Here is a 21,211-nt window from a genome sequence, read left to right as displayed (position 1 = left end):
TAAAAAGATAACGAACTTTTTATTTGACCTTTCTTGACCTAATAGGTATACTATCTTTTAGATATTGCGAAAACTTTATGCTAAACTATATCTATAACGATTTTTAGGAGGACGACGAAAATGAATTTAATTCCTACAGTCATTGAACAATCATCACGTGGTGAAAGAGCGTACGACATCTATTCTCGTCTATTGAAAGACCGTATCATTATGCTGAGCGGCCAAGTCACTGACGATTTAGCAAACTCGATCATTGCCCAACTACTCTTCTTGGATGCACAAGATTCTGAGAAAGATATTTATCTCTACATCAATTCCCCTGGCGGGAGTGTAACAGCCGGATTGGCGATTTTTGATACAATGAACTTTATCAAAGCTGATGTCCAAACGATTGTTATGGGGATGGCCGCTTCTATGGGTTCATTCTTATTGACTGCCGGTGAAAAAGGCAAACGTTTTGCCTTGCCAAATGCAGAAATCATGATTCACCAACCATTAGGCGGCGCGCAAGGACAAGCAACTGAAATTGAGATTGCTGCAAAACATATCTTATTGACCCGCGAACGCTTGAACAAAATCTTATCAGAACGCACTGGTCAACCAATCGAAGTGATCGAAAAAGATACTGATCGTGATAACTTCATGACCGCACAAGAAGCCAAAGATTATGGTTTGATCGATGAAATCATGGAATCAAACAAATTAAAATAGACTGATTGTTTTTCCGATCATCTGGATCGTTATCAGCCAAACCAAAAAACCCCGTTGTCGCAAATATGGACAACGGGTTTTTTTGTATGTGGTGAAAATCGAACTGATCGCTGACCTTCAAAAAAATTTCAAGGTGCTCATTTCTCCCCATACAGACCTTCTTGATATTGCGCACCTAAAGCCACATAATGGGCAATATTGGCTTTATTCTTGGCAATTTCTTCTTCCGTCAGTGGTCTGATCACCTTTGCTGGTCGTCCAAATGCCATAACATTGGGTGGGATGACCGTGCCTTGCGTGACCAAGGAGCCCGCACCAATCAGACTATTTTCACCGATGACAGCATGGTTCAAGATGATCGAACTCATCCCGATCAACGCGCCTTGCTCGATTTTGCAACCATGCAGCATGCACTGATGGCCGACAGTTACATCATCACCAATCACCGTCGGCGCATCGTGATCAACATGAATGATGGTACCATCTTGAATATTGGTGCGTGCACCAATCGTGATCCAATTGGCATCGCCGCGGACCACGGCTTGAAACCAGACCGTACTTTCTGCACCTAAAGCGACATCGCCTGTGATCGTTGCATTTTTGGCAATAAAATTCGGCTGGCTCTTTGTGTGTGTATTGTCAGGCTTATGTGTATACTTCTCCATTTGATTCCCTCCCCTTCTATCTATTCAACCGACGCTCCTTATACTATATCATGACCAATCACGATTTATCCGTTGATTGGTGCCAAAATCAATCTTTCCTGTCACTTTCACCCGCTTGATACATGAGATATACCAAAAAAAGAGCGCCGTATGGGCGCTCTTTACTCTGCTTCTTCTGAAAACTGACTTTGATACAACTGGCTATAAAAACCGCCGGCTGCTAACAATGTGTCATGATTGCCTTTTTCAATGATCGATCCTTGATCCATCACTAAGATCAAATCTGCTTCTCTAATGGTCGATAAGCGATGGGCGATCACAAAACTAGTCCGGCCTTCCATGACTTTATCCATTGCTTTTTGGATCAACGCTTCCAGACGGGTATCGACAGAACTGGTTGCTTCATCCAGAATCAGAATCTTCGGATCTGAGATCACCGCACGGGCAATCGTCAACAGTTGTTTTTGGCCTAAGGAAACATTGTCCCCTTCTGAATTGATGAACATGTCATAACCATCCGGCATCGTCCGAATGAAGTGATCGACGTTCGCCGTTTTGGCTGCATCCACGACTTCATAATCAGTCGCATCAAGTTTACCAAAACGTATGTTATCGCCAATCGTCCCTTCATACAACCACGCATCTTGCAGCACCATGCCAAAGAGTGAACGTACGTCATGGCGAGCCATTTGTTTGGTATCGATACCATCGATTTTGATCGCACCTTCATTGACGTCATAAAAGCGCATCAATAAATTGATCAAGGTTGTTTTACCTGCACCAGTTGGTCCGACAATCGCGACCGTTTGGCCGGCTTTGACCTCAAAGTTCAAATCTTTGATCAGTGGTTTCTTTGGATCATAGGCAAACCCAACATGTTCAAAAGTCACATCGCCATTGATTGTCGCTGGCAACGGAATATCTGTTTCGTTCACAGGTTCTTCTGCTTCATCCAAAATCTCAAAGACCCGCGTTGCAGCCGCGGAGGCACTTTGCAGCACTGAAGACAGCTGCGTGATGTTCCCCATTGGTTGACTGACTTGCCAAATATATTGAATGAAGGCTTGTAATTGTCCAACCACGATCACACCGCTGATGACATAGAAACTACCCATGACCGCCATCACAATATAGGTGAAGTACGCTGTCATTTGTACGAGCGGCATCATCAGCCCAGAAACAAAAGCAGAACGAAATCCGTAGTACCGCAACTGATGATTGACCTTTTTAAATCCTTCTAAGGTTTGCTTTTCTCGACCGTAGACTTTCAACACGCTGAAACCAGTCATATTTTCTTGTACATATCCATTCATATCTCCTAAGGAATTTTGCATACCTTGGAAATCTTTTTGCGATTTTTTGACGATCGTTTTAGAAATAAACAATGCCAATGGAATCATGATCAATGAAATCAACGCCATCAATGCATTGATATAAAACATCATGGAAACTGCCATAATAATACTTAAAAAGGCATTGACGATACCGATCATTGCTTGCTGCATAGCGCCGCTGACTGCATCAACGTCATTAGTGACACGAGACAAGATATTGCCTTGTTGATTGCGATCAAAGTAAGACACTGGCAAGCGATTGATTTTTTCATCGATATCTTGCCGCAAATCTTTCATCGCAGATTGCACCACGTTTGTGATCAGCAAGCCTGACATCAACTGAGAAACACAGTATCCTAATCCAACAACGCCAATCCAAATCAAGCAAACGATAATATAATCAAAATTGACTCCTTGACCAGCTGCAATGTTGCGGCTGATTTCAGTGGTTGGCAAGCCTGAAACATAAGGCATGGCTGCATTGAAGCCAACGGTTGCCACTGTAAAAACCAAAACGAGTGCAAAGGTTGCTTTGTACGGCTTCAAATAACGCCATAATCGTTTTAGTGAAGAGAATGCTTTCATATCGCCAACTCCTCCTCTGATAACTGTGATGCTGCAATATCGTAATAAACAGAACAATTTTGCAGTAATTCTTTATGGGTGCCGATACCCACAACATCTCCTTCATTCAAGACGATGATTTTATCCGCATGCATGATGGTGCCGACCCGTTGTGCAACGATCAAGACGGTCGATTCAGTGGTTTCTTTCTTCAGACGCGCCCGCAGTTTTGCATCCGTCTGATAATCCAATGCAGAAAAACTATCATCAAAAATATAGATATCTGGGCGGCGGATCACCGCACGGGCAATCGCCAAACGTTGTTTTTGACCGCCAGAAAAGTTTGAACCGCCTTCTGCCAATTCGGCATTGAACCCATTTGGCGTTTTGGCAATAAAATCTGCTGCTTGGGCAATCTCTGCTGCTCTTTCTAAATCAGCTTGGGTCGCATCTTCTTTACCGTATCGCAAGTTATCCGCGATCGTGCCGGTAAAAAGCAACGCTTTTTGCGGAATAAATCCGATTTTATCTCTCAGAGCTGACAACGCGTAGTCTCGGACATCAACGCCGTCAACCAAAACCTGCCCTTGACTGACATCATAAAAACGAGGAATCAGTTGGATCAACGTTGACTTCCCAGAACCAGTACTGCCAATAAAAGCCACTGTTTCCCCAGGAGACGCTGTAAAACTGACATCCCGTATCACTGGACTTTGGGCATGTCCAGGATATGCAAAGGTCACGTTTTTGAATTCAAGATAACCCTTTGTTTTGGTTTCTGTCACCGGTTGTGCCGGTTCCTTGATTTCAGAAGTCGCATCGAGGGCTTCTTGGATCCGACGGGCAGAAACAGCAGCCCGAGGATACATCGTAAAGACTGTCGCAAACATCATAAACGAGAACAACGCATGGAAGATATACTCGATAAAGGCAATCAGGTCTCCCACTTGTAACTGTCCTTGATCGATTTGGATACTTCCCGTCCAAATAATCAAAATCATCACGATATTGAATAAGAAGAAAAAGCCCGGTTGTGCCGTTGCCATCAAACGAAATAAACTGCGAGAGCTCGAGGCATACGCTTGGTTGACTTTGCTAAAACGTGATTCTTCAAACTTTTCATTGACGAAAGCCCGAATCACTCTTAGACCCGAAAGGTTCTCCCGCAAGATCCCATTGATCTTATCCAAGTTGGCTTGTTGTTTTGTTGACAACGGTTCCGAAATTTTTGCGATCGCCACCACCGCAATCAATAAAATCGGCAATGCCCCTAGCACATAAAGTCCTAACTGAGTACTGGTGCGCATCACCATGTACAAACTCACAATAAACATCATTGGGGTCATTAGACCGGTACGCAAAATACTTTGCATGAACAACATGATTTGGTAGGCATCATTGGTCACACGAGTGATCAGTGACGACACACCGATTTTTTCATACTCCGTATGAGAATAACCTTGGACTTTCTCAAAAAGATCATCCCGAATGTCCGCTACAATATTCGTGGTGATCCGCGACGTAAAATAGCCCAACATGATATTCATCGCGATCCCAATCACGGTGATGGCTACCATCGCTGCACCCATCTTCCAAATGTAGTCACGATCCCCATTTGCCATGCCCACATCGATCATGCGTGCCAATAGTGTAGGCAATCCTAGTTCAATCAAAATAAATCCAAAGACACAGATGAAATTCAAAACAAGGAGTTTCTTATTTCTCATCGTATAATGCCACATTAATTTCAAAAAATTCCCTCCTTTTTTTATCCATTGATTTTACTATAGCATACGATTATTTCGAATGTAACGCGATTTGTTGCAAAAAAGAGCAACTTCTCATTAAAGGTCTTTCATTTTGTTTCAGTAAGCCCTTTCACTGTTACGTGATTCTATACTTATTCCTTTTTCTATGCTACACTAGGGATACTTGTAGTGGAACGATTACAAACCCGGTGAATTTATGCGACAACATTCGGAAAGCAAAGACGAGGCTTTCTCTTTTTTCTCACAGCGATTGTCTGAAAAAAGCATGCAGCAGCTCTATGAGCTTTCATTAGGTCACTTTCCTTGGACCTCGATTTTGTTGTGCAGCGAATACATCAAGCAAATAAACTACTGCTTAGACGCAGATAAAGGAGAAAACATATGATTTACAAAATTTATTACCAAGAAACAAAAGACCGCAACCCAAAAAGAGAACAAACACAATCTTTATACATCGAAGCGGATGATGCGGTGATCGCACGTCGCCAAGTTGAACAAAATACCCCATACAACATCGAATTCGTACAAGAATTAGATGAAAAACATTTAGCTTACGAAAAAGAAAACGCTGATTTTAAATTAGCGGAGTTTTAAGATGAAAGTCTCTCTTAAAAACAATGAAACCGGCGTATTCGGTGTCGGTGGACTTGGTGAAATCGGAAAAAACTGTTATGGGGTTCAATTTCAAGATGAAATCATTTTAATTGATGCGGGAATCAAGTTCCCCGAAGATGAATTACTTGGAATCGACTATGTCATTTCTGATTATAGCTATATTGTCCAAAACTTACCGAAAGTCAAAGGATTGATCGTCACCCATGGTCACGAAGACCATATTGGTGGGATTCCTTACTTGCTAAGAGAAGCCAATATTCCCATCTATGCTGGACCATTGGCTCTGGCCTTGATCACCAACAAATTGGATGAGCACGGTTTGCTACGAGATGCAGAATTACATGAAATCAACGAAGATACCATTATTCGCTTCCGGAAAACATCTATTAGTTTTTTCCGCACGACCCATAGTATCCCTGATGCTTTAGGTGTCGTTGTTAAAACACCTTCTGGAAATATCGTCGCAACAGGTGACTTTAAATTTGATTTTACCCCTGTGGGTGAACCTGCAAATCTTCACAAAATGGCCAAAATCGGTGAAGAAGGCGTGCTATGCCTCCTTTCAGATTCTACCAATGCGGAGATTCCAACATTTACCAAATCGGAAAAAACGATTGGCAGCTCGATTTTGAAAATTTTCGAAAAAATCGACGGTCGAATCATTTTTGCCAGCTTTGCTTCAAATATTTTCCGACTGCAGCAAGCCGCTGATGCTGCGGTGGCGACTGGGCGTAAAATCGCTGTTTTTGGCCGCAGTATGGAAAATGCCATTGTCAATGGGCAACGCTTGGGCTACATCAAAGTACCTGATGGTACCTTCGTTGAATCACATGAAATCAATCGTTTGCCTGCAAATGAAACCATGATTTTATGTACAGGATCCCAAGGAGAACCTATGGCTGCCTTAAGCCGGATCGCCAACGGTACCCATCGCCAGATCCAAGTACATCCTGATGATACAGTGATTTTCTCAAGCTCGCCAATTCCAGGAAACACGACTAGCGTCAATCAATTGATCAACTTATTGCTTGAAGCTGGTGCCAACGTGATCCATGGCAAACTAAACAATATTCATACATCAGGGCATGGTGGCCAAGAAGAACAAAAACTGATGTTGCGCTTGATGAAACCTAAATTCTTTATGCCTGTCCACGGTGAGTTCCGGATGTTGAACATCCATACCCAACTTGCCCAAGATGTCGGTGTACCAAAAGAAAATTGTTTCATTATGGAAAACGGTGATATGTTGGCATTGACTGCAGACAGTGCCCGTCCAGCCGGTCATTTCAATGCCAGTGACGTTTATGTCGACGGTAGCGGCATCGGTGATATCGGCAATGTTGTTTTAAGAGATCGTCGCATCTTGTCTGAAGAAGGATTGGTCTTAGCTGTTGCAACTGTGGATATCGCGAAGAAAGAGGTCTTGGCAGGTCCAGACATTTTATCCCGCGGCTTTGTCTACATGCGAGAATCTGGTGAGATGATCAATGAAGCCCAACAGATACTCTTCCGTGCTTTACGAGAAGTCTTGAACCAAGCTGATCCAACAGAACATAAATTGCGTGAAGCGATGTCTGCGGCGCTACAACCGTTTCTTTTTGAAAAAACAGAACGTCATCCGATGATCTTATCCATGATCATGACACCGGATGATCTGAAATAGCTAAAAAAGAACATTCTCTGACTTATTGAGAATGTTCTTTTTTGATTACTCAAACCTATTATAGCAAACAAAAAAAGACCATCGACGAGATGGTCTTTTGGGCTTTTGATATCAAAAGTACGCAAAAGCAGAGATAAACAAGTCTTATGCTTTGTTTACGTTTACTGCTTGAGGACCGCGATCAGAATCTTCAACGTCGAAAGTCACTGCTTGACCTTCTTCTAAAGTTTTGAAGCCTTCACCTTGGATAGCTGAGAAATGTACAAATACATCTGTACCGTCTTCGCGAGAGATAAAACCAAACCCTTTTTCAGCATTGAACCATTTTACTGTACCTTGTTCCATTAAAAAAACCTCCTCGTGCATCAGCACTTAATTGTGTGTAACGTTGCTTTTGTGCGATAGAGGTGTCCCTTACGTTTCAACATCTATACTGCAAACAAAATTACAATAATATTTTACACTTGAAGATATTTTTTTGCAAGACAGAAGATTAATTCTTTCTTTCTGATTTCTCATTTTTTGTCCTTGCGGTCTCTTTTTTCAGATGGATCAATAAAAAATCCCGATCGTGGACGAGGAAAAAGTTTAAGATTCCCACAACCCCTCTTCCCGCAAACTCACATAAGCGTTGTCCCCAATGATCAAATGATCCAATAAATCGATACCCATGATTTCACCGCACTTCATGAGGCGCCGCGTAAAGGCCAAATCTGCTTCGGATGGTTGCGGGCTGCCGCTTGGATGATTGTGAATTGCAATCACGCGCGCAGCGCTGCAACGCACTGCACCATGAAAGATTTCTCTTGGATGCGCGATCGACTGATTTAGCGAACCAATAAACAAGGTTTTTTTCTGGATGATTTCATTTTTTGTGTTGAGATATAAACAAAGCAAGTGTTCTTGACGATAGTCTTTTAATTCTTGCATCATCAGTTTGGCAATATCCATGCTGGAATTGACTTTGCCATATTTGGGCTGTCCTGCCCGTTGGATCCGTCCCCCCAACTCGATCATCGCCTTGATCTCGATGGCTTTGATTTGCCCCACACCGCGAATTTCCTGTAATTCATCAAGGGTCACTTGCTTGAGTTCGTATATGTCCTCGAAGCGATTCAAAATGACGCCGGCCAATTCCAACACATTCAATGGATGTGCACCCGTGCGCAGCAAAATCGCCAATAGCTCCTGGTTGGATAATGCCTCAACCCCATATTGCAGCATACGTTCGCGGGGATAAGAACTTTGAGGGATCATGGTTTTATTCATAAAAAAACTCCTTTGCACTATTCTATAATAGAAATACGCAAAGGAAGTTCACCTGATAGGCTAATGCAAAGTTTTTTTACAAATGATAGCTTGCTTCAAGAAATGCAGGTACGTCCGTCAATGAAGGCAAAATCGCCAACACTTTTTCTTCAATGATCGTTGTTGGCGCAATCAAATCAGGAATCATGATCACAGAGATTCCAGCACTGTGGGCGGCATGGATGCCATTCGCTGAATCTTCTAAGATGACCAAGGATTCTTTAGGTACTTCAAGAATCTGTTGGGCTTTCTCAAAAATTTCCGGGTCTGGCTTGGCTCTGGTCACATCATCAAAACAGACGATTTCAGGAAACGCATCCGTTAAATCAGCTGCGGCCAATAATGTATCGATCACCATCCGTTGATTACTCGACGCCAAGATGCGGGGTATTTGCTGGTCATCTAAGAACCGCAAGATATCATAAACACCTGGTTTCAGTTCTGCTGCACCTTGTTCGAACATAGTCACTGTTCGATCAAAAGCCGCTTGAATAAAGCGACTGATTTTGTCATGACCAAATACCGGATCAAATCGTTCATGGTACGCTGCCCACACTTCCTCATCCGATACACCGACATAGGCCAGATACAATTCTTTGCTATACGGTATACCCATTTCATCTGCGACAACTTGTGTTGCCTGATAATAAAGTAGTTCTGTATCAAACAATAACCCATCCATATCGAAAATCACACCTTGCAACTTAGCCATTATTTCCTCCTATTGATCGCAATAATTCACGTACTTCTGAAACAAAATATAAAGAGCCGGTGATCAGCAATAAGTCTTCGCTGGTCATTTTTTCTAATAACTCGGCTAATCCAAATTGCCAAAGTGAAACAGTTGAGATTCGTTTTGTATCTATTTCTTGATAGCCAGCTGCCAAGTTGACAGCTTTGGGATAATCAAAGGTAGTCATATAAATTTCAGCTTGCGGGATTTCAAGCAGCTGCGCCAGCATTTGAGGAATATTTTTGGTTTCTAATGCCGAAAAAAGGATATGGATATGGTAATCTTTGAACTCTTCCTTCATTGTATCGACCAGACGCATCATCGCGTGGGTATTGTGGGCACCGTCCAAAATCACCAATGGTTCCTGACTCAGCTTCTCCATGCGTGCTGGCCAGTAGGCTTTTTTCAACCCGTTGCGAACAGCCTTGGCAGTAAATGGCAGCTGTTTTTGTGCACAATACAATGCATACAATTGAATCGCCACACCGGCATTCTCTGGTTGGTGGCGTCCCAGCATCGGTGTGATCAAGCTTTTGATTTTGCCTTGTGCATTTTCAAAATCAAATACTTCTCCCCATGATGCATCAGGATGGCGGTAGGTTACTTTATAACTATCCCCTAAATGATAAGTGGCTGCATTGGCTTCTTTTGCTTTGGTATCGATCACCGATAATGCGGGTTCTGCAATATTTCCTATGACCACTGGCACTCCGTCTTTAATGATGCCTGCTTTATGGGCCGCAATGGCTTCGATCGTATCCCCAAGGACATCCATGTGATCCATCCCGATTGTTGTAATAGCTGTCAGTATCGGCCTAATCACATTGGTACTATCTAACAAGCCCCCCAGACCCACTTCAATCAAGGCAACATCGACTTTCTGCTCAGCAAAATACCCTAACGCCAGTGCTGTAATGATTTCAAACTGTGTGATCCCCGTCACTGCTTCCTCTTGGTCTAACTGAGCGACTAGGGGCTGTATTCTTTCGACCCAGTCGACCAAATCTTCATCAGAAATAAATTGCCCATTGATTTCGATGCGTTCGTTAAAGGACTCGATATGGGGCGATGTAAATGTACCCACTTGTAAACCACTTTCCTCTAATAAGCTACGCAAATAACTGACGGTCGATCCTTTGCCATTGGTACCGGCGATATGGATCATGGTTACTTCTTTTTCTGGGTTGCCTAACAGCTTCAATAAGGCCTCAACACGGCGTAATCCGGGTCTGACGCCAAATGTTAAGCGGCCATGGATCCATGCAATTGCTTCTTCGCTTGTCATTTCATTCACCTCGGCTTTATTTTAACAAAAAAGGAACAGCTTTCCTAATTTCTATGACCATCTATACGTATGAAAAAATGTAAAAAGAGAGAAGCGCAAAACCTTCACTTCTCCCTTTTCTCATTGACTTTTTTATTGAATCGTTCGTAATTGGTCGATTCGTTCTTGTACTTGTTGTTTTTTCTCAAGATAGTCTGCTTCTTTGCTGCGTTCTTGGGCAACGACTTCTTCAGGCGCATTGGCCACGAAACGTTCATTCGATAGTTTCCCTTGAACACGTTTGACTTCTTGCGTGTATTTACCCAATTCCTTTTCTAAACGAGCGATTTCTTCTTCAATATCAATCAGTCCTGCCAACGGCAAATAGATCGTTGCGCCGGTCAAGATGGCTGACATCGCTAATTCTGGTGCATCTAATGTATTTGAGATCACCAATTCTTCTGGGTTGCAAAAGCGCTCGATATAATTCTTGTTGGTGATCAAGAAATCTTCAACCGCTTGATCATTGGTTTGGATCAACAAGGTGATCGGTTTGGATAATGGTGTATTGACTTCTGCCCGGATATTTCGTACAGACCGGATCAATTCTTTCAAGACTTCCATTCCTTGTGCTGCTTTATCGTCTGACCATTCGGGTGCCACAACTGGATAATCAGCCACCACCAGGGAATCACCTGTGTGGGGAAGTTTACTCCAAATTTCTTCTGTCACGAATGGCATGATTGGATGCAGCAGACGTAAAATTTGATCAAGGACATGGACCAAAATACTCTTATTGACGTGTTTGGCAACTTCATTGTCGCCATATAAAGTTTCTTTTGACATTTCAATATACCAATCGCAGAAATCATCCCAAATAAAGTTATATAATTGACGGCCTGCTTCCCCAAATTCAAAGCGTTCAAAGAGCTCAGTAACTTTTTCGATGGTTTCGTTTAGACGTGTCAAGATCCAACGATCGGCAACAGATTTTTCACCAGAAAAATCAATGTCTTCCACAGTCAGGCCTTCCACATTCATCAAAACAAAACGCGAAGCATTCCAGATTTTGTTGATGAAGTTCCAAGCAGCATCCATTTTTTCATAGCTGAAGCGGACATCTTGGCCAGGGGCAGAACCATTTGATAAGAACCAGCGCAATGCATCTGCACCATATTTTTCAATGACTTCCATCGGATCGATCCCATTGCCCAATGATTTGCTCATTTTGCGGCCTTGTTCATCGCGAATCAAACCATGGATCAAGACATTTTCAAAGGGCCGTTTGCCTGTGAACTCCAAACTTTGGAAAATCATTCGACTAACCCAGAAGAAAATAATATCGTATCCGGTAACCAATGTATTGGTTGGGAAGTAGCGTTGGTAATCCTCGCTTTGTTCATCTGGCCAACCCATTGTTGAAAATGGCCATAATGCTGAACTGAACCATGTATCCAAGACATCTGGATCTTGTTGCCAATTCTCGGCATCTTCGGGTGCTTCTAACCCTACATACATTTCGCCGGTTTCTTTATGGTACCACGCTGGGATTTGGTGGCCCCACCAAAGCTGACGGGAGATGACCCAATCATGTACGTTGTCCATCCAACGCAAGAATGTTTGATTGAAACGTGGCGGGTAAAATTCAACCGCATCTGCTGTATCTTGATTGTCGATTGCTTGTTGGGCCAGTGGCGCCATTTTCACGAACCATTGGGTGGATAGTCGTGGTTCAACGACAACACCTGTTCTTTCTGAGTGACCAACACTATGGACCATTTTTTCAATTTTGATCAAACGGCCTAGTGCGTCTAAGTCTTGCACGATTTGTTTTCTAGCGGCAAAACGATCCATACCGGCATAAGCACCAGCCAAATCATTCATTGACCCATCTTCATTCATCACATTGACCCTTGGCAAATCATGACGGTTCCCAACCTCAAAGTCATTGGGATCATGGGCTGGGGTGATTTTCACAACACCAGTACCAAATTCTTGATCTACATATTCATCAGCAATGATCGGAATCTCTTTATTGACCAGTGGCAAAATCACCATTTTGCCAATCAAGCCTTGATAACGTGCATCTTCTGGATGAACAGCGACTGCCGTATCTCCTAGCATCGTTTCTGGACGGGTCGTTGCGATCTCTACAACACCGCTGCCGTCTGCCAATTCATAAGACATATGGTAGAAGGCGCCTTCGATGTCTTTGTGGATCACTTCGATGTCAGACAAAGCCGTGCGTGCTTGGGGATCCCAGTTGATGATATATTCTCCGCGGTAAATCAACTCTTTTTCATACAATGTCACAAAAACTTTGCGGACAGCTTCTGACAGCCCTTCATCTAGTGTAAACCGTTCACGACTATAATCTAATGACAAACCCATTTTAGCCCATTGTTCACGAATGTGACCGGCGTACTCTTCTTTCCAATCCCACACTTGTTCAATAAATTTTTCACGACCTAGGTCATAACGAGAAATTCCTTGTTCACGTAATTTTTCTTCCACTTTGGCTTGGGTTGCGATGCCGGCATGGTCCATTCCTGGCAACCATAAAGTGTCGTACCCTTGCATCCGTTTTTGGCGAATGATAATATCTTGCAATGTGGTATCCCAGGCATGTCCCAAATGCAATTTACCGGTTACGTTTGGTGGTGGGATCACGATCGAATAGGGTTTGGCTTCTTTGTTGCCGCTTGGTTTGAAGCGATCATGGTCGAGCCAATCTTGATAGCGTCCGGCTTCAACTTCCTGCGGATTGTATTTTGTTGATAATTCCTCTGTCATTTGGATTCCTCCTATATGGTTTGGTTATTTTGCAGACGGGGTACTGGTCAAAAGATCGCGCTGCTTTCACTTTGATTCCTTGGGAGTCTGCGACGGCTTTTCACCGCCAAGTACAGCAAAAAGCGCCCTAAATGCCGAGGCATTTAGGGCGCTGAAACGCGGTACCACCTAAATTGTAGATTTCTCTACCACTTTGACGTGAGTTAACGGTCACGATGCGTTTGTCCTCGGATCGATCATCCTCGGATCAAAGACCTTCAAGCTACCTTCTTTGTTTCTGGGAAAGTCTTGCACCAACCGACTTTTCTCTTAACACCAGGTGAACAAATACTCCTCTTGAACATTGTCTTGCTGTTTTCATTCTTGTTTCATCTTGCTACATTCTACAATGAAGTCAATTGAAAGTCAATTAGAGGTTTGCTTTGGCTGTTTCAATAGCTGCTTGATAGTTCGGTTCTTGTGCAATTTCTGGTACGATTTCAACGTGACGCATGACACCGTCACGATCTAAGACAAAAATAGCCCGTGCGAAATGACCAAAATCTGGTATCATGATTTGATATGCTTCACCGAAGGTATTTGCTGGATCATGTAAAACGATCATATCAACGCCTTCTTTGCCGCACCAGTTTACTTGTTCTTCTTTGGTATTATTTGAGATCGTTACGAAATGGATCTCATCTAATTGACTGGCTTCTTGATTAAAACGTTTGGTTTGTAGTGCACAAACCCGCGTATCGATATCAGGAACGACACTGATGATCGTTGGCTTTCCTAAAAAATCTGCCAATGCATACTCGGTATCATCCAAACTCTTCAAACGAAAATCATGGGCAATATCCCCCACTCGTGGTTGATCCCCGGGTACTTCATAGACGGTTCCTTTACGTGTAACTTGCATGTCATCTCTCCTATTACGTTTTCTCCCAGTATAAGGAAGAATCCCGTAAAACGAAAAGAATTTGCTCAAACTCTCTCTTTTTGTGAATAGGTCGTATCAAAAAAGATCAATGTCTGTAACTCTGTCGTCAAGTCGATATATTGTATATTGACTGTTTTCGGTACGTTGACCGGATCTGGGGCAAAATTTAAGATTGCTGTGATTCCCGCATCTACGATTTTATCCACTGCGCTTTGGGCATAACGGCTGGGCACTGTAGAAATGGCCACGGTAATGCCCTTTTCTTTAACGACTGCGGCCAATTGATCCATGCCGTAAACATAGTGATCGCCGATTGTTTGACCAACCATTGCAGGATCATTGTCAAAGACCGCTGTCACTGAAAGGTTTTCGTTGCGCCGGAAATTGTTGTTTGCCAAGGCTTTTCCTAAATTGCCAAAACCAATCAAGGCAATTTTCTTTTCTTCATTGGTTTCAAGAATATGACTCAATACCTCAATCAAATAAGGCACATCATAGCCGTATCCGCTTCTGCCTAATTCACCTAAATGAGAAAAATCACGGCGTATCGTTGCAGAAGGCACTTGCGTGATCTCCGCAAATTCTTTTGATTTGATTCGTTGGACACCTGTAGCGTCCAGAAGTTTCAAATGTCTTAAGTACGCTGGCAGCCGTTTGGCAGTTGCTTTTGGAAGTTTCTTTTCTCTTAAGATTTCCATTATTCTACCTCTCTTGTTAAATTATTCACATATCGAGTGTAGCACGTTAAAATTTGAATAGCAAGAAATTATTCACAAACTTTTACTTAAAAAGCCTGCATGTCCGTTAACCAACATGCAGGCTTGTCTCATTCATCTTATTTTATGCTTTTATAAGAAATCAGCAAACTCTTCGTTCTTGGCTTGTTTCGCAGTGATTTGTTCGATTTTCAAGCCAGCCATCGCGCGACTGATCATGCCTTCAATATCTAAACGTTCTTCATATAAATGAACCTTTTCCAATTTAGGGCGTGTTTTGGGTTGTGGTGGTGCAAAAATCGTACAACAATCTTCAAATGGCTGGATCGCCAATTCAAAGGTGTCGATTTCTTGGGCAACATCGATGATCTCCAATTTGTCCATTGTTGCAACGGGACGGATAATCGGTGTATTGGTCACTTCATTGATCGCAACCATGCTTTGTAAAGTTTGTGAAGCTACTTGTCCTAAAGACTCACCATTCAAGATCACCAAGCCTTGGCGTTGTGCACGAATCGCATCTGTCAATCTGAGCATCATACGACGAGTCAATGTCATCCAGTACCCTTGTGGTACCCGATTTTTGATTTCTTCTTGGACTTCTGTGAAAGGCACTTCGATAAATTGAATACTGCCGACATATGGCACCAATTTTTCAGTCAAATCCTTGGCTTTTTGCAAGGCTTGCTCACTTGTATAAGGTGGACTCGCAAAGTGGACAGCTTCGATCTCGACTCCGCGCTTCATTGCAAAATATCCAGCAACAGGTGAGTCGATTCCGCCAGATAACATCAGCATGCCTTTGCCACTTGTTCCAACAGGCAGCCCGCCGGCCCCTTGAATCGTTTCATAGGATAGGTAGGCACCGTCCATCCGAATTTCTACCCGTAGGTTGATATCGGGTTTCTTCATTTGGACACGAATATCGGGGAAAATATCAAACACGGCATTTCCCAAGGTCAAATTGAGTTCATTGCTGTCTTGGACAAATGAATGGTCACTACGTTTGGCAGTGATTTTGAATGTCTCTTTACCCGTATAAATTTCTTTCATCACTGTTTGAACAGAGGCTTTTAGGACCTCGATATCTTTTTCAACACGGATACTTGGTGAAAAATTTTGAATGCCGAAAACCTTTTGCAACTTGGGCATAATCAGTTGCCCATCGGCCCCATTTAATAACAAGTGCATCCGATCTCTTTCTGCGTGGATTTTCACATCAGGAAAGTCTGCTAGTGTTCGTTTCACGTTTTCAGCCAATTGCATAATAAAGCTGCGACGATTTTTTCCTTTGGTAGATAGTTCGCCATAACGAACCATGATTTCAGTATAATTCACAAATAAACTCCTTTATATTTCGTTTGATGATTGTTTCATTCCATCTATTTGGCTTAATTGATTTTGGAAAATTTTTGATAGAGCTGGTGAAAAACAATTAGAAATTGTTCGACTTCAGCCATAGTGTTGCTTTCATCTAAACTGATACGCACTGCCGATGTCGCTAACTCATTGGCCACGTGCATCGCATGCAAAGTGCTGCTGGCCATCTTTTTACGGGAAGAACACGCGCTAGTCGTAGAAATATAAATTTGTTTTTCCTCAAACGCATGGACCAATACCTCGCCTCGGATCCCTTTTAAAGCAAAACAAAGGATATGAGGAGCAAACTGCTCGCTGCCCGAAAATAATGTCACTTTCTCGTAGCTTGCTAAAGCCTCCATCAGATAGTGCTTTAATAACTCAACATGGTTTGGTCGCTCAGCCTGATGTTCTGTCGCTAAACGCAACGCTTTGGCCATGGAAGCAATGGCTGGTACGTTCTCCGTCCCACTGCGCTGGTTGTTCTCTTGTCCGCCACCTGTCATCAGCGGCGCCAATTTGCGTCCTTGTTTCCAGTATATAAAGCCTACACCCCGCGGACCATGAAATTTATGGGCTGAAAATGTCGCAAAGTCCACCCGTTCTGGCAGCCATTTTTCTTGAGAAACTTTGGTGATTGCTTGAACAGCATCCACGTGAAAATGGATCGTTGGGTAGTTTTTAAGGACAGTTGCGATTTCCTCAATGGGTTGGATGCTGCCAATTTCATTGTTGACCGCCATCACGGAAACCAGAATTGTTTCTTTGCGGATCATTGCCGAAAGTGCATCGACTTTGACAAAGCCTTGCTGGTCCACCGGTGCGATACTGACCTCAAAACCTAAGTCCGACAATTGCGCTGCGGTTTCGCTCACCGCTGGATGTTCGATACTTGAGATAATCAAATGATTGCCGTACGCTTTCTTGGCTAGCGCAGTTCCTTTAAGTACCCAGTTGTCGCCTTCTGTTCCACCACTTGTAAAAGCGATCTCGGAAGGTTTAACGGATAAAGTATCAGCAATTTGTTGTCTTGATTGCTGCAGCAGACGATTGGATTGATTGCCTAAATCATGCAAGCTCGATGGATTGCCGATGATCCGCTGACTCACTTGTGTATATGTATGTAAAGCTTGGGGATAAATCGCAGTTGTGGCACTGTTGTCAAAATAAATCAATGATAGGACCCTTTCTCTAAAAAATTCTTTCCCATTATAACTGGTGTAGCTGACACTTTCAAGGTTTCGACATCAATGTTGTGTTTTTATAAGGAATCCTTGTGTTCTCTAGTAGGTAGTCCGTACCAGAAATAATGGTTTTCATAGCATAAAGAAAGCCAGCAGTTGTCCACTGGCTGGCTTTAGGTTTAGACTAAGTCGCGGTTATTAAAATAAAAATTTTCGATTCGTTTGAAAGCGCCAGGTTCGACACGTTCTAATGCCGTACCGATTTCGTCTAATGCATCTTGATAGCGATATTCTTTGCTGAAAAGATACAATGATTTATCGATTGCTGCTTTGATATCTGGATGGGAATGACGATAGCGGTTTGCGTATTGCATCATTTGTTCAGTCAACGCTGCCGCATCCACTAAGTCATGGGTTTGTTCGTCTAATAAGTTTAGGTCATCTTCACAAACAGAAACCAATTTATTGATGTCTTGCATATTGATTCGAATCTTGTTCAACTCTTTGCCCAAATCTTCGACACGATCTGTTGCCACAAAGAAGAATTCCAAGTATTCTCCAGGCAAACCTGGTAAACGTTGTTTTTCTACAAAGCGTTTCAAGTTGCGTAAGCGGAATTCGAAGGTTTCCACTTTTTCATGTGCTACTTTTTCGCCACGCCGTAATTCTGCCAATGATTCATCGATTTCTACTTGTTGGCTTTCAACATCATCAAGGATCTTGTACGCATCTTTATAATAGCTTTGCACTTCTGAGTAAGGAATTTCATGGTTTTCAAGTTGCGGCAAGTATTCATTGTTGCGTCGTGCCAATTCATCGACTTCTGTTTGGAAACCGCGGACACGTCCTAGCTCATTGTGATTCAATGTGTAGCTTTGTGCAGTATGATCTAATTCGATCAATAGTTGACGGTTGTTCTTTGTCGCATGTTCAATGTAATCAACGATCACTTGGCGGTTCTTCATCACATATTTCTTGGCATTGATTTCTCGTTCCATGACTGTATATAAGCCATCGATATCACTTGCTGTGTCACGGTTAGCAACTTCCACAGTTGCCACCTCTGTTTTGGCAAGGTCATTGGTTGAATTTTCCACCCGTTTTTTGACACGGTTGATATCTTCTTGAAAATTCTTTTCAGGGAACACATATTTTTGATCAAGCAGTTTTTGATAACCGTCTTGGATCTCTTTCAATTGGTCTGGGAAAGTTCGGTTCAATTCTTCATAAGCAGCCGGTATGCGTTTCATCAGGTCTTCGACTTCATACGTGTGTTGTTCCGCTTGTTCTAAGACTTCGCGGGCTTCAACAGGATCACCTGATGTATTCAATGTCACAAATTGCGTGAATTCAATTTCAATATTTTTGATTTGTTTTTGTAATTCGTTATAAGCTGGACCAAATTCTTCCCCTTGTTCACGAAGTTTTTGTTTCAATTCTTCATAAACATCTAATGCTTTTTGGACTTCTAGTGAATTGCGCTCTTCACTCTCACGCAATTCTTTCAAACCAGCACGGATCTCTTCAACTTGGCTTTCCATGTCATTCATCGTGGCTTCAGCTTGTTCGATTGCTCCTTTGGCTTTAAAGAAGCGAATCCGTTCATTTAATTCTTCCACTTCAAAAATTTGACTTTCTAATTCTGCAAATGATTTGGTAGAAATATCTGTCCATTGTTGGTTCCATTCCCGGAACGTATTTTGACTTTGACCGACAAGGTGCATTCTCTTGACTTCATCGACCTCTTCTATGACTGGCAAGTCAAAAAGGTTTTCTTTACGTTTTTCCAAGGCATTCAGTTTTTCTTGGTTTTTCTTTCGCATAAAATAGCCGATTGCATACAAAATCGCTGCAATGACGATAATCGCAATGACAATGCCGAAGATGATATTAGTTCCCATGTTGTGGTTCCTCCAATTTTCAAATATACATGTTGCGTCTGAAATCTGCCAACCAGCAGATTGATTTTGATTTCGGGGCTTTTTTCACAAAAGGACAGAAGTCCCCTTTATAAAAAAGCATCTACGCTAGATTATAGCATAAAGAAAAAAATCAAGCATTAGATTGAGGCAAAAAAGATTGACTTTTTTGGCAGCTGATTGTTTAAGACGGATTTTCTACCTGTAATGAAAGCAAATAATGAATATTTACAAGCAACAAACACTTTTTTTAAGCATTTTATCCTCTTTTTTCACGAAACAACTTGATTTATCAAAAGCGAAACTGTACTCTAGTAAAAAGCTTGAACAGGAGTATGTCAAATGAAAGTAGCAAAATTTGGAGGCAGTTCTCTCGCCTCAGCTGAACAAGTTCAAAAAGTAGTTGATATTATCAAAGAGGATCCAAACCGACGATTTGTGGTTGTATCTGCCCCCGGCAAGCGCACCAGTTCAGACAAAAAAGTGACTGACTTGCTTTTGGCGGTTTGTGCCGCTCGTTCGATCAATGAACCAATCGATGCATTGATCGAAGAAATTTATGCTAGATATGAAGCAATCGCCGCACCATTCAAGATTGCAGATGATCATTTAGTCGCCATTCGCAACTCTTTACAGCAGTTTGCCACACTGCCTTATGAGAACAACCCGCATTTTTATGATACAGTTTTGGCCAGTGGCGAAGACAACAACGCCAAATTGATTGCAGGCATCTTACAAAGCTGCGGGGTAGCTGCCCGATACATGAATCCTCAAGAATTGGGGATGATGGTGACTGATGAGCCGCAAAATGCCCGCATCCTGAATGCGTCTTATGAAAAAATCTATGCTTGGCATGATAGTCAAGACATCTTAGTCATTCCTGGCTTTTTCGGGTATACCGAAGCTGGTGAAATCTGCACATTTTCGCGCGGCGGATCGGATATTTCAGGTGCGATCGTTGCGGCTGGTCTGCAAGTAGATTTATACGAGAATTTTACCGATGTCGATGGGATCTTTTCCGCTCATCCCGGTTATGTACACCGACCTGAACCGATCAAAGAAGTGACTTACCGAGAAATGCGGGAATTGTCTTATGCCGGTTTTACCGTTTTGCATGACGAAGCCTTGATGCCTTCTTACCATGCCAAAATCCCTGTAGTGATCAAAAACACCAATAACCCCAGTCATCCAGGTACATTGATCACCAACAATCGAGACAATTTGGACCAACCAGTGATCGGCGTGGCCAGTGATGAGGGTTTTTGTATGATCTATATCCGCAAGTACCTCATGAACCGCGAAGTCGGTTTCACCTTACGGGTACTAGAAATTTTCCGCGATCTTAATTTGAATTATGAACACATGCCTTCAGGGATCGATGATATTTCGATTATCATGCGTGCCAATCAGTTGACCGCTGCGTTAGAAGAAACACTGTTAAGAAAAATCGCATACGAGATCGATCCAGATGAATTGCGTATTACACATGATCTCTCTATGGTCGTCGTGGTTGGCGAAGGCATGCGGCAACGGGTGGGGATCACTGCAGACAGTACTGCAGCTCTTGCCCGTAAGAACATCAACTTAGAGATGATCAACCAAGGATCCTCCGAAGTCAGCATTATGTTCGGTATCCACAAAGAACAAGAAAAAGCCGCCGTTCGGACATTGTATTATACCTTTTTCGATTAG

At 42.6% G+C, this 21,211-nt stretch carries 17 protein-coding genes and 1 other annotated feature; of the genes, 4 read left to right on the top strand and 13 right to left on the bottom strand.

What is annotated here, in order from left to right; translation table 11 throughout:
- The first annotated feature begins 120 nt into the window (after positions 1-120).
- Positions 121-711, top strand: coding sequence for an ATP-dependent Clp endopeptidase proteolytic subunit ClpP (gene clpP, locus IGI41_RS02835; protein ID WP_054117159.1), 591 nt, complete (start codon positions 121-123; stop codon positions 709-711).
- A 137-nt stretch (positions 712-848) separates the two neighbouring features.
- Here clpP and IGI41_RS02830 read toward each other — a convergent pair whose 3' ends face one another.
- The 3 genes from IGI41_RS02830 to IGI41_RS02820 form a co-directional block, all read right to left on the bottom strand.
- On the bottom strand, positions 849-1,376 hold the full coding sequence (locus tag IGI41_RS02830) for a gamma carbonic anhydrase family protein (RefSeq protein WP_430611215.1): 528 nt from the start codon (positions 1,374-1,376) through the stop codon (positions 849-851).
- 161 nt (positions 1,377-1,537) lie between these two features.
- A complete protein-coding gene (locus IGI41_RS02825; RefSeq protein WP_430611213.1) occupies positions 1,538-3,295 on the bottom strand; it encodes an ABC transporter ATP-binding protein in 1,758 nt (585 codons plus the stop codon).
- Entirely contained in the window at positions 3,292-5,025 is a 1,734-nt protein-coding gene (locus IGI41_RS02820) for an ABC transporter ATP-binding protein (protein ID WP_430611211.1), read from the bottom strand. Before IGI41_RS02820 ends, IGI41_RS02825 begins: the two co-directional genes overlap by 4 nt.
- A gap of 399 nt (positions 5,026-5,424) precedes the next feature.
- Between IGI41_RS02820 and IGI41_RS02815 the strand changes: the two genes are divergently transcribed.
- Positions 5,425-5,637: a DNA-directed RNA polymerase subunit epsilon gene (locus IGI41_RS02815; RefSeq protein WP_054117164.1), complete on the top strand. Its 213-nt coding sequence runs from the start codon at positions 5,425-5,427 to the stop codon at positions 5,635-5,637.
- Position 5,638: 1 nt separating this feature from the next.
- Positions 5,639-7,321 (top strand): ribonuclease J1, encoded by a 1,683-nt coding sequence (rnjA, locus tag IGI41_RS02810; protein ID WP_430611209.1) that lies wholly within the window; start codon positions 5,639-5,641, stop codon positions 7,319-7,321.
- A 144-nt stretch (positions 7,322-7,465) separates the two neighbouring features.
- On the opposite strand, the gene IGI41_RS02805 is transcribed toward rnjA, so the two are convergent.
- The 10 genes from IGI41_RS02805 to ezrA form a co-directional block, all read right to left on the bottom strand.
- On the bottom strand, positions 7,466-7,666 hold the full coding sequence (locus IGI41_RS02805; RefSeq protein ID WP_005225155.1) for a cold-shock protein: 201 nt from the start codon (positions 7,664-7,666) through the stop codon (positions 7,466-7,468).
- Between the two features lie 243 nt (positions 7,667-7,909).
- Positions 7,910-8,590, bottom strand: a complete 681-nt coding sequence (gene radC / locus IGI41_RS02800) for a RadC family protein (protein ID WP_430611207.1) — start codon at positions 8,588-8,590, stop codon at positions 7,910-7,912.
- Positions 8,591-8,666: 76 nt separating this feature from the next.
- Positions 8,667-9,341 carry an HAD family hydrolase gene (locus tag IGI41_RS02795; protein WP_430611205.1) on the bottom strand — a complete coding sequence of 225 codons (675 nt, stop codon included), beginning with the start codon at positions 9,339-9,341 and terminating at the stop codon, positions 8,667-8,669.
- A complete protein-coding gene (locus IGI41_RS02790; RefSeq protein WP_430612691.1) occupies positions 9,334-10,647 on the bottom strand; it encodes a bifunctional folylpolyglutamate synthase/dihydrofolate synthase in 1,314 nt (437 codons plus the stop codon). The genes IGI41_RS02795 and IGI41_RS02790 overlap by 8 nt, the downstream gene beginning before the upstream one ends.
- 132 nt (positions 10,648-10,779) lie before the next feature.
- The gene (locus IGI41_RS02785; protein ID WP_430611203.1) at positions 10,780-13,419 is read right to left on the bottom strand and encodes a valine--tRNA ligase; all 2,640 of its coding nucleotides are present in this window, start codon (positions 13,417-13,419) and stop codon (positions 10,780-10,782) included.
- 141 nt (positions 13,420-13,560) lie between these two features.
- Positions 13,561-13,772, bottom strand: a binding site (T-box leader).
- A gap of 56 nt (positions 13,773-13,828) precedes the next feature.
- On the bottom strand, positions 13,829-14,320 hold the full coding sequence (tpx, locus tag IGI41_RS02780; protein WP_430611201.1) for a thiol peroxidase: 492 nt from the start codon (positions 14,318-14,320) through the stop codon (positions 13,829-13,831).
- A 65-nt stretch (positions 14,321-14,385) separates the two neighbouring features.
- Complete coding sequence (locus IGI41_RS02775; protein WP_430611199.1) at positions 14,386-15,039, bottom strand: redox-sensing transcriptional repressor Rex; 654 nt, start codon at positions 15,037-15,039, stop codon at positions 14,386-14,388.
- A 150-nt stretch (positions 15,040-15,189) separates the two neighbouring features.
- The gene (gene thiI / locus IGI41_RS02770) at positions 15,190-16,395 is read right to left on the bottom strand and encodes a tRNA uracil 4-sulfurtransferase ThiI (protein ID WP_430611198.1); all 1,206 of its coding nucleotides are present in this window, start codon (positions 16,393-16,395) and stop codon (positions 15,190-15,192) included.
- A 53-nt stretch (positions 16,396-16,448) separates the two neighbouring features.
- Positions 16,449-17,591, bottom strand: a complete 1,143-nt coding sequence (locus IGI41_RS02765) for a cysteine desulfurase family protein (RefSeq protein ID WP_430611196.1) — start codon at positions 17,589-17,591, stop codon at positions 16,449-16,451.
- Between the two features lie 188 nt (positions 17,592-17,779).
- Complete coding sequence (gene ezrA, locus IGI41_RS02760) at positions 17,780-19,501, bottom strand: septation ring formation regulator EzrA (protein WP_430611194.1); 1,722 nt, start codon at positions 19,499-19,501, stop codon at positions 17,780-17,782.
- Between the two features lie 360 nt (positions 19,502-19,861).
- Here ezrA and IGI41_RS02755 point away from each other — a divergent pair, with 360 nt between their 5' ends.
- The gene (locus IGI41_RS02755; RefSeq protein ID WP_430611192.1) at positions 19,862-21,211 is read left to right on the top strand and encodes an aspartate kinase; all 1,350 of its coding nucleotides are present in this window, start codon (positions 19,862-19,864) and stop codon (positions 21,209-21,211) included.

Source organism: Enterococcus sp. DIV0876, from assembly GCF_050529585.1.
Taxonomy (GTDB): Bacteria; Bacillota; Bacilli; order Lactobacillales; family Enterococcaceae; genus Enterococcus_D.
This window is presented reverse-complemented; position numbering and strand designations above follow the sequence as displayed.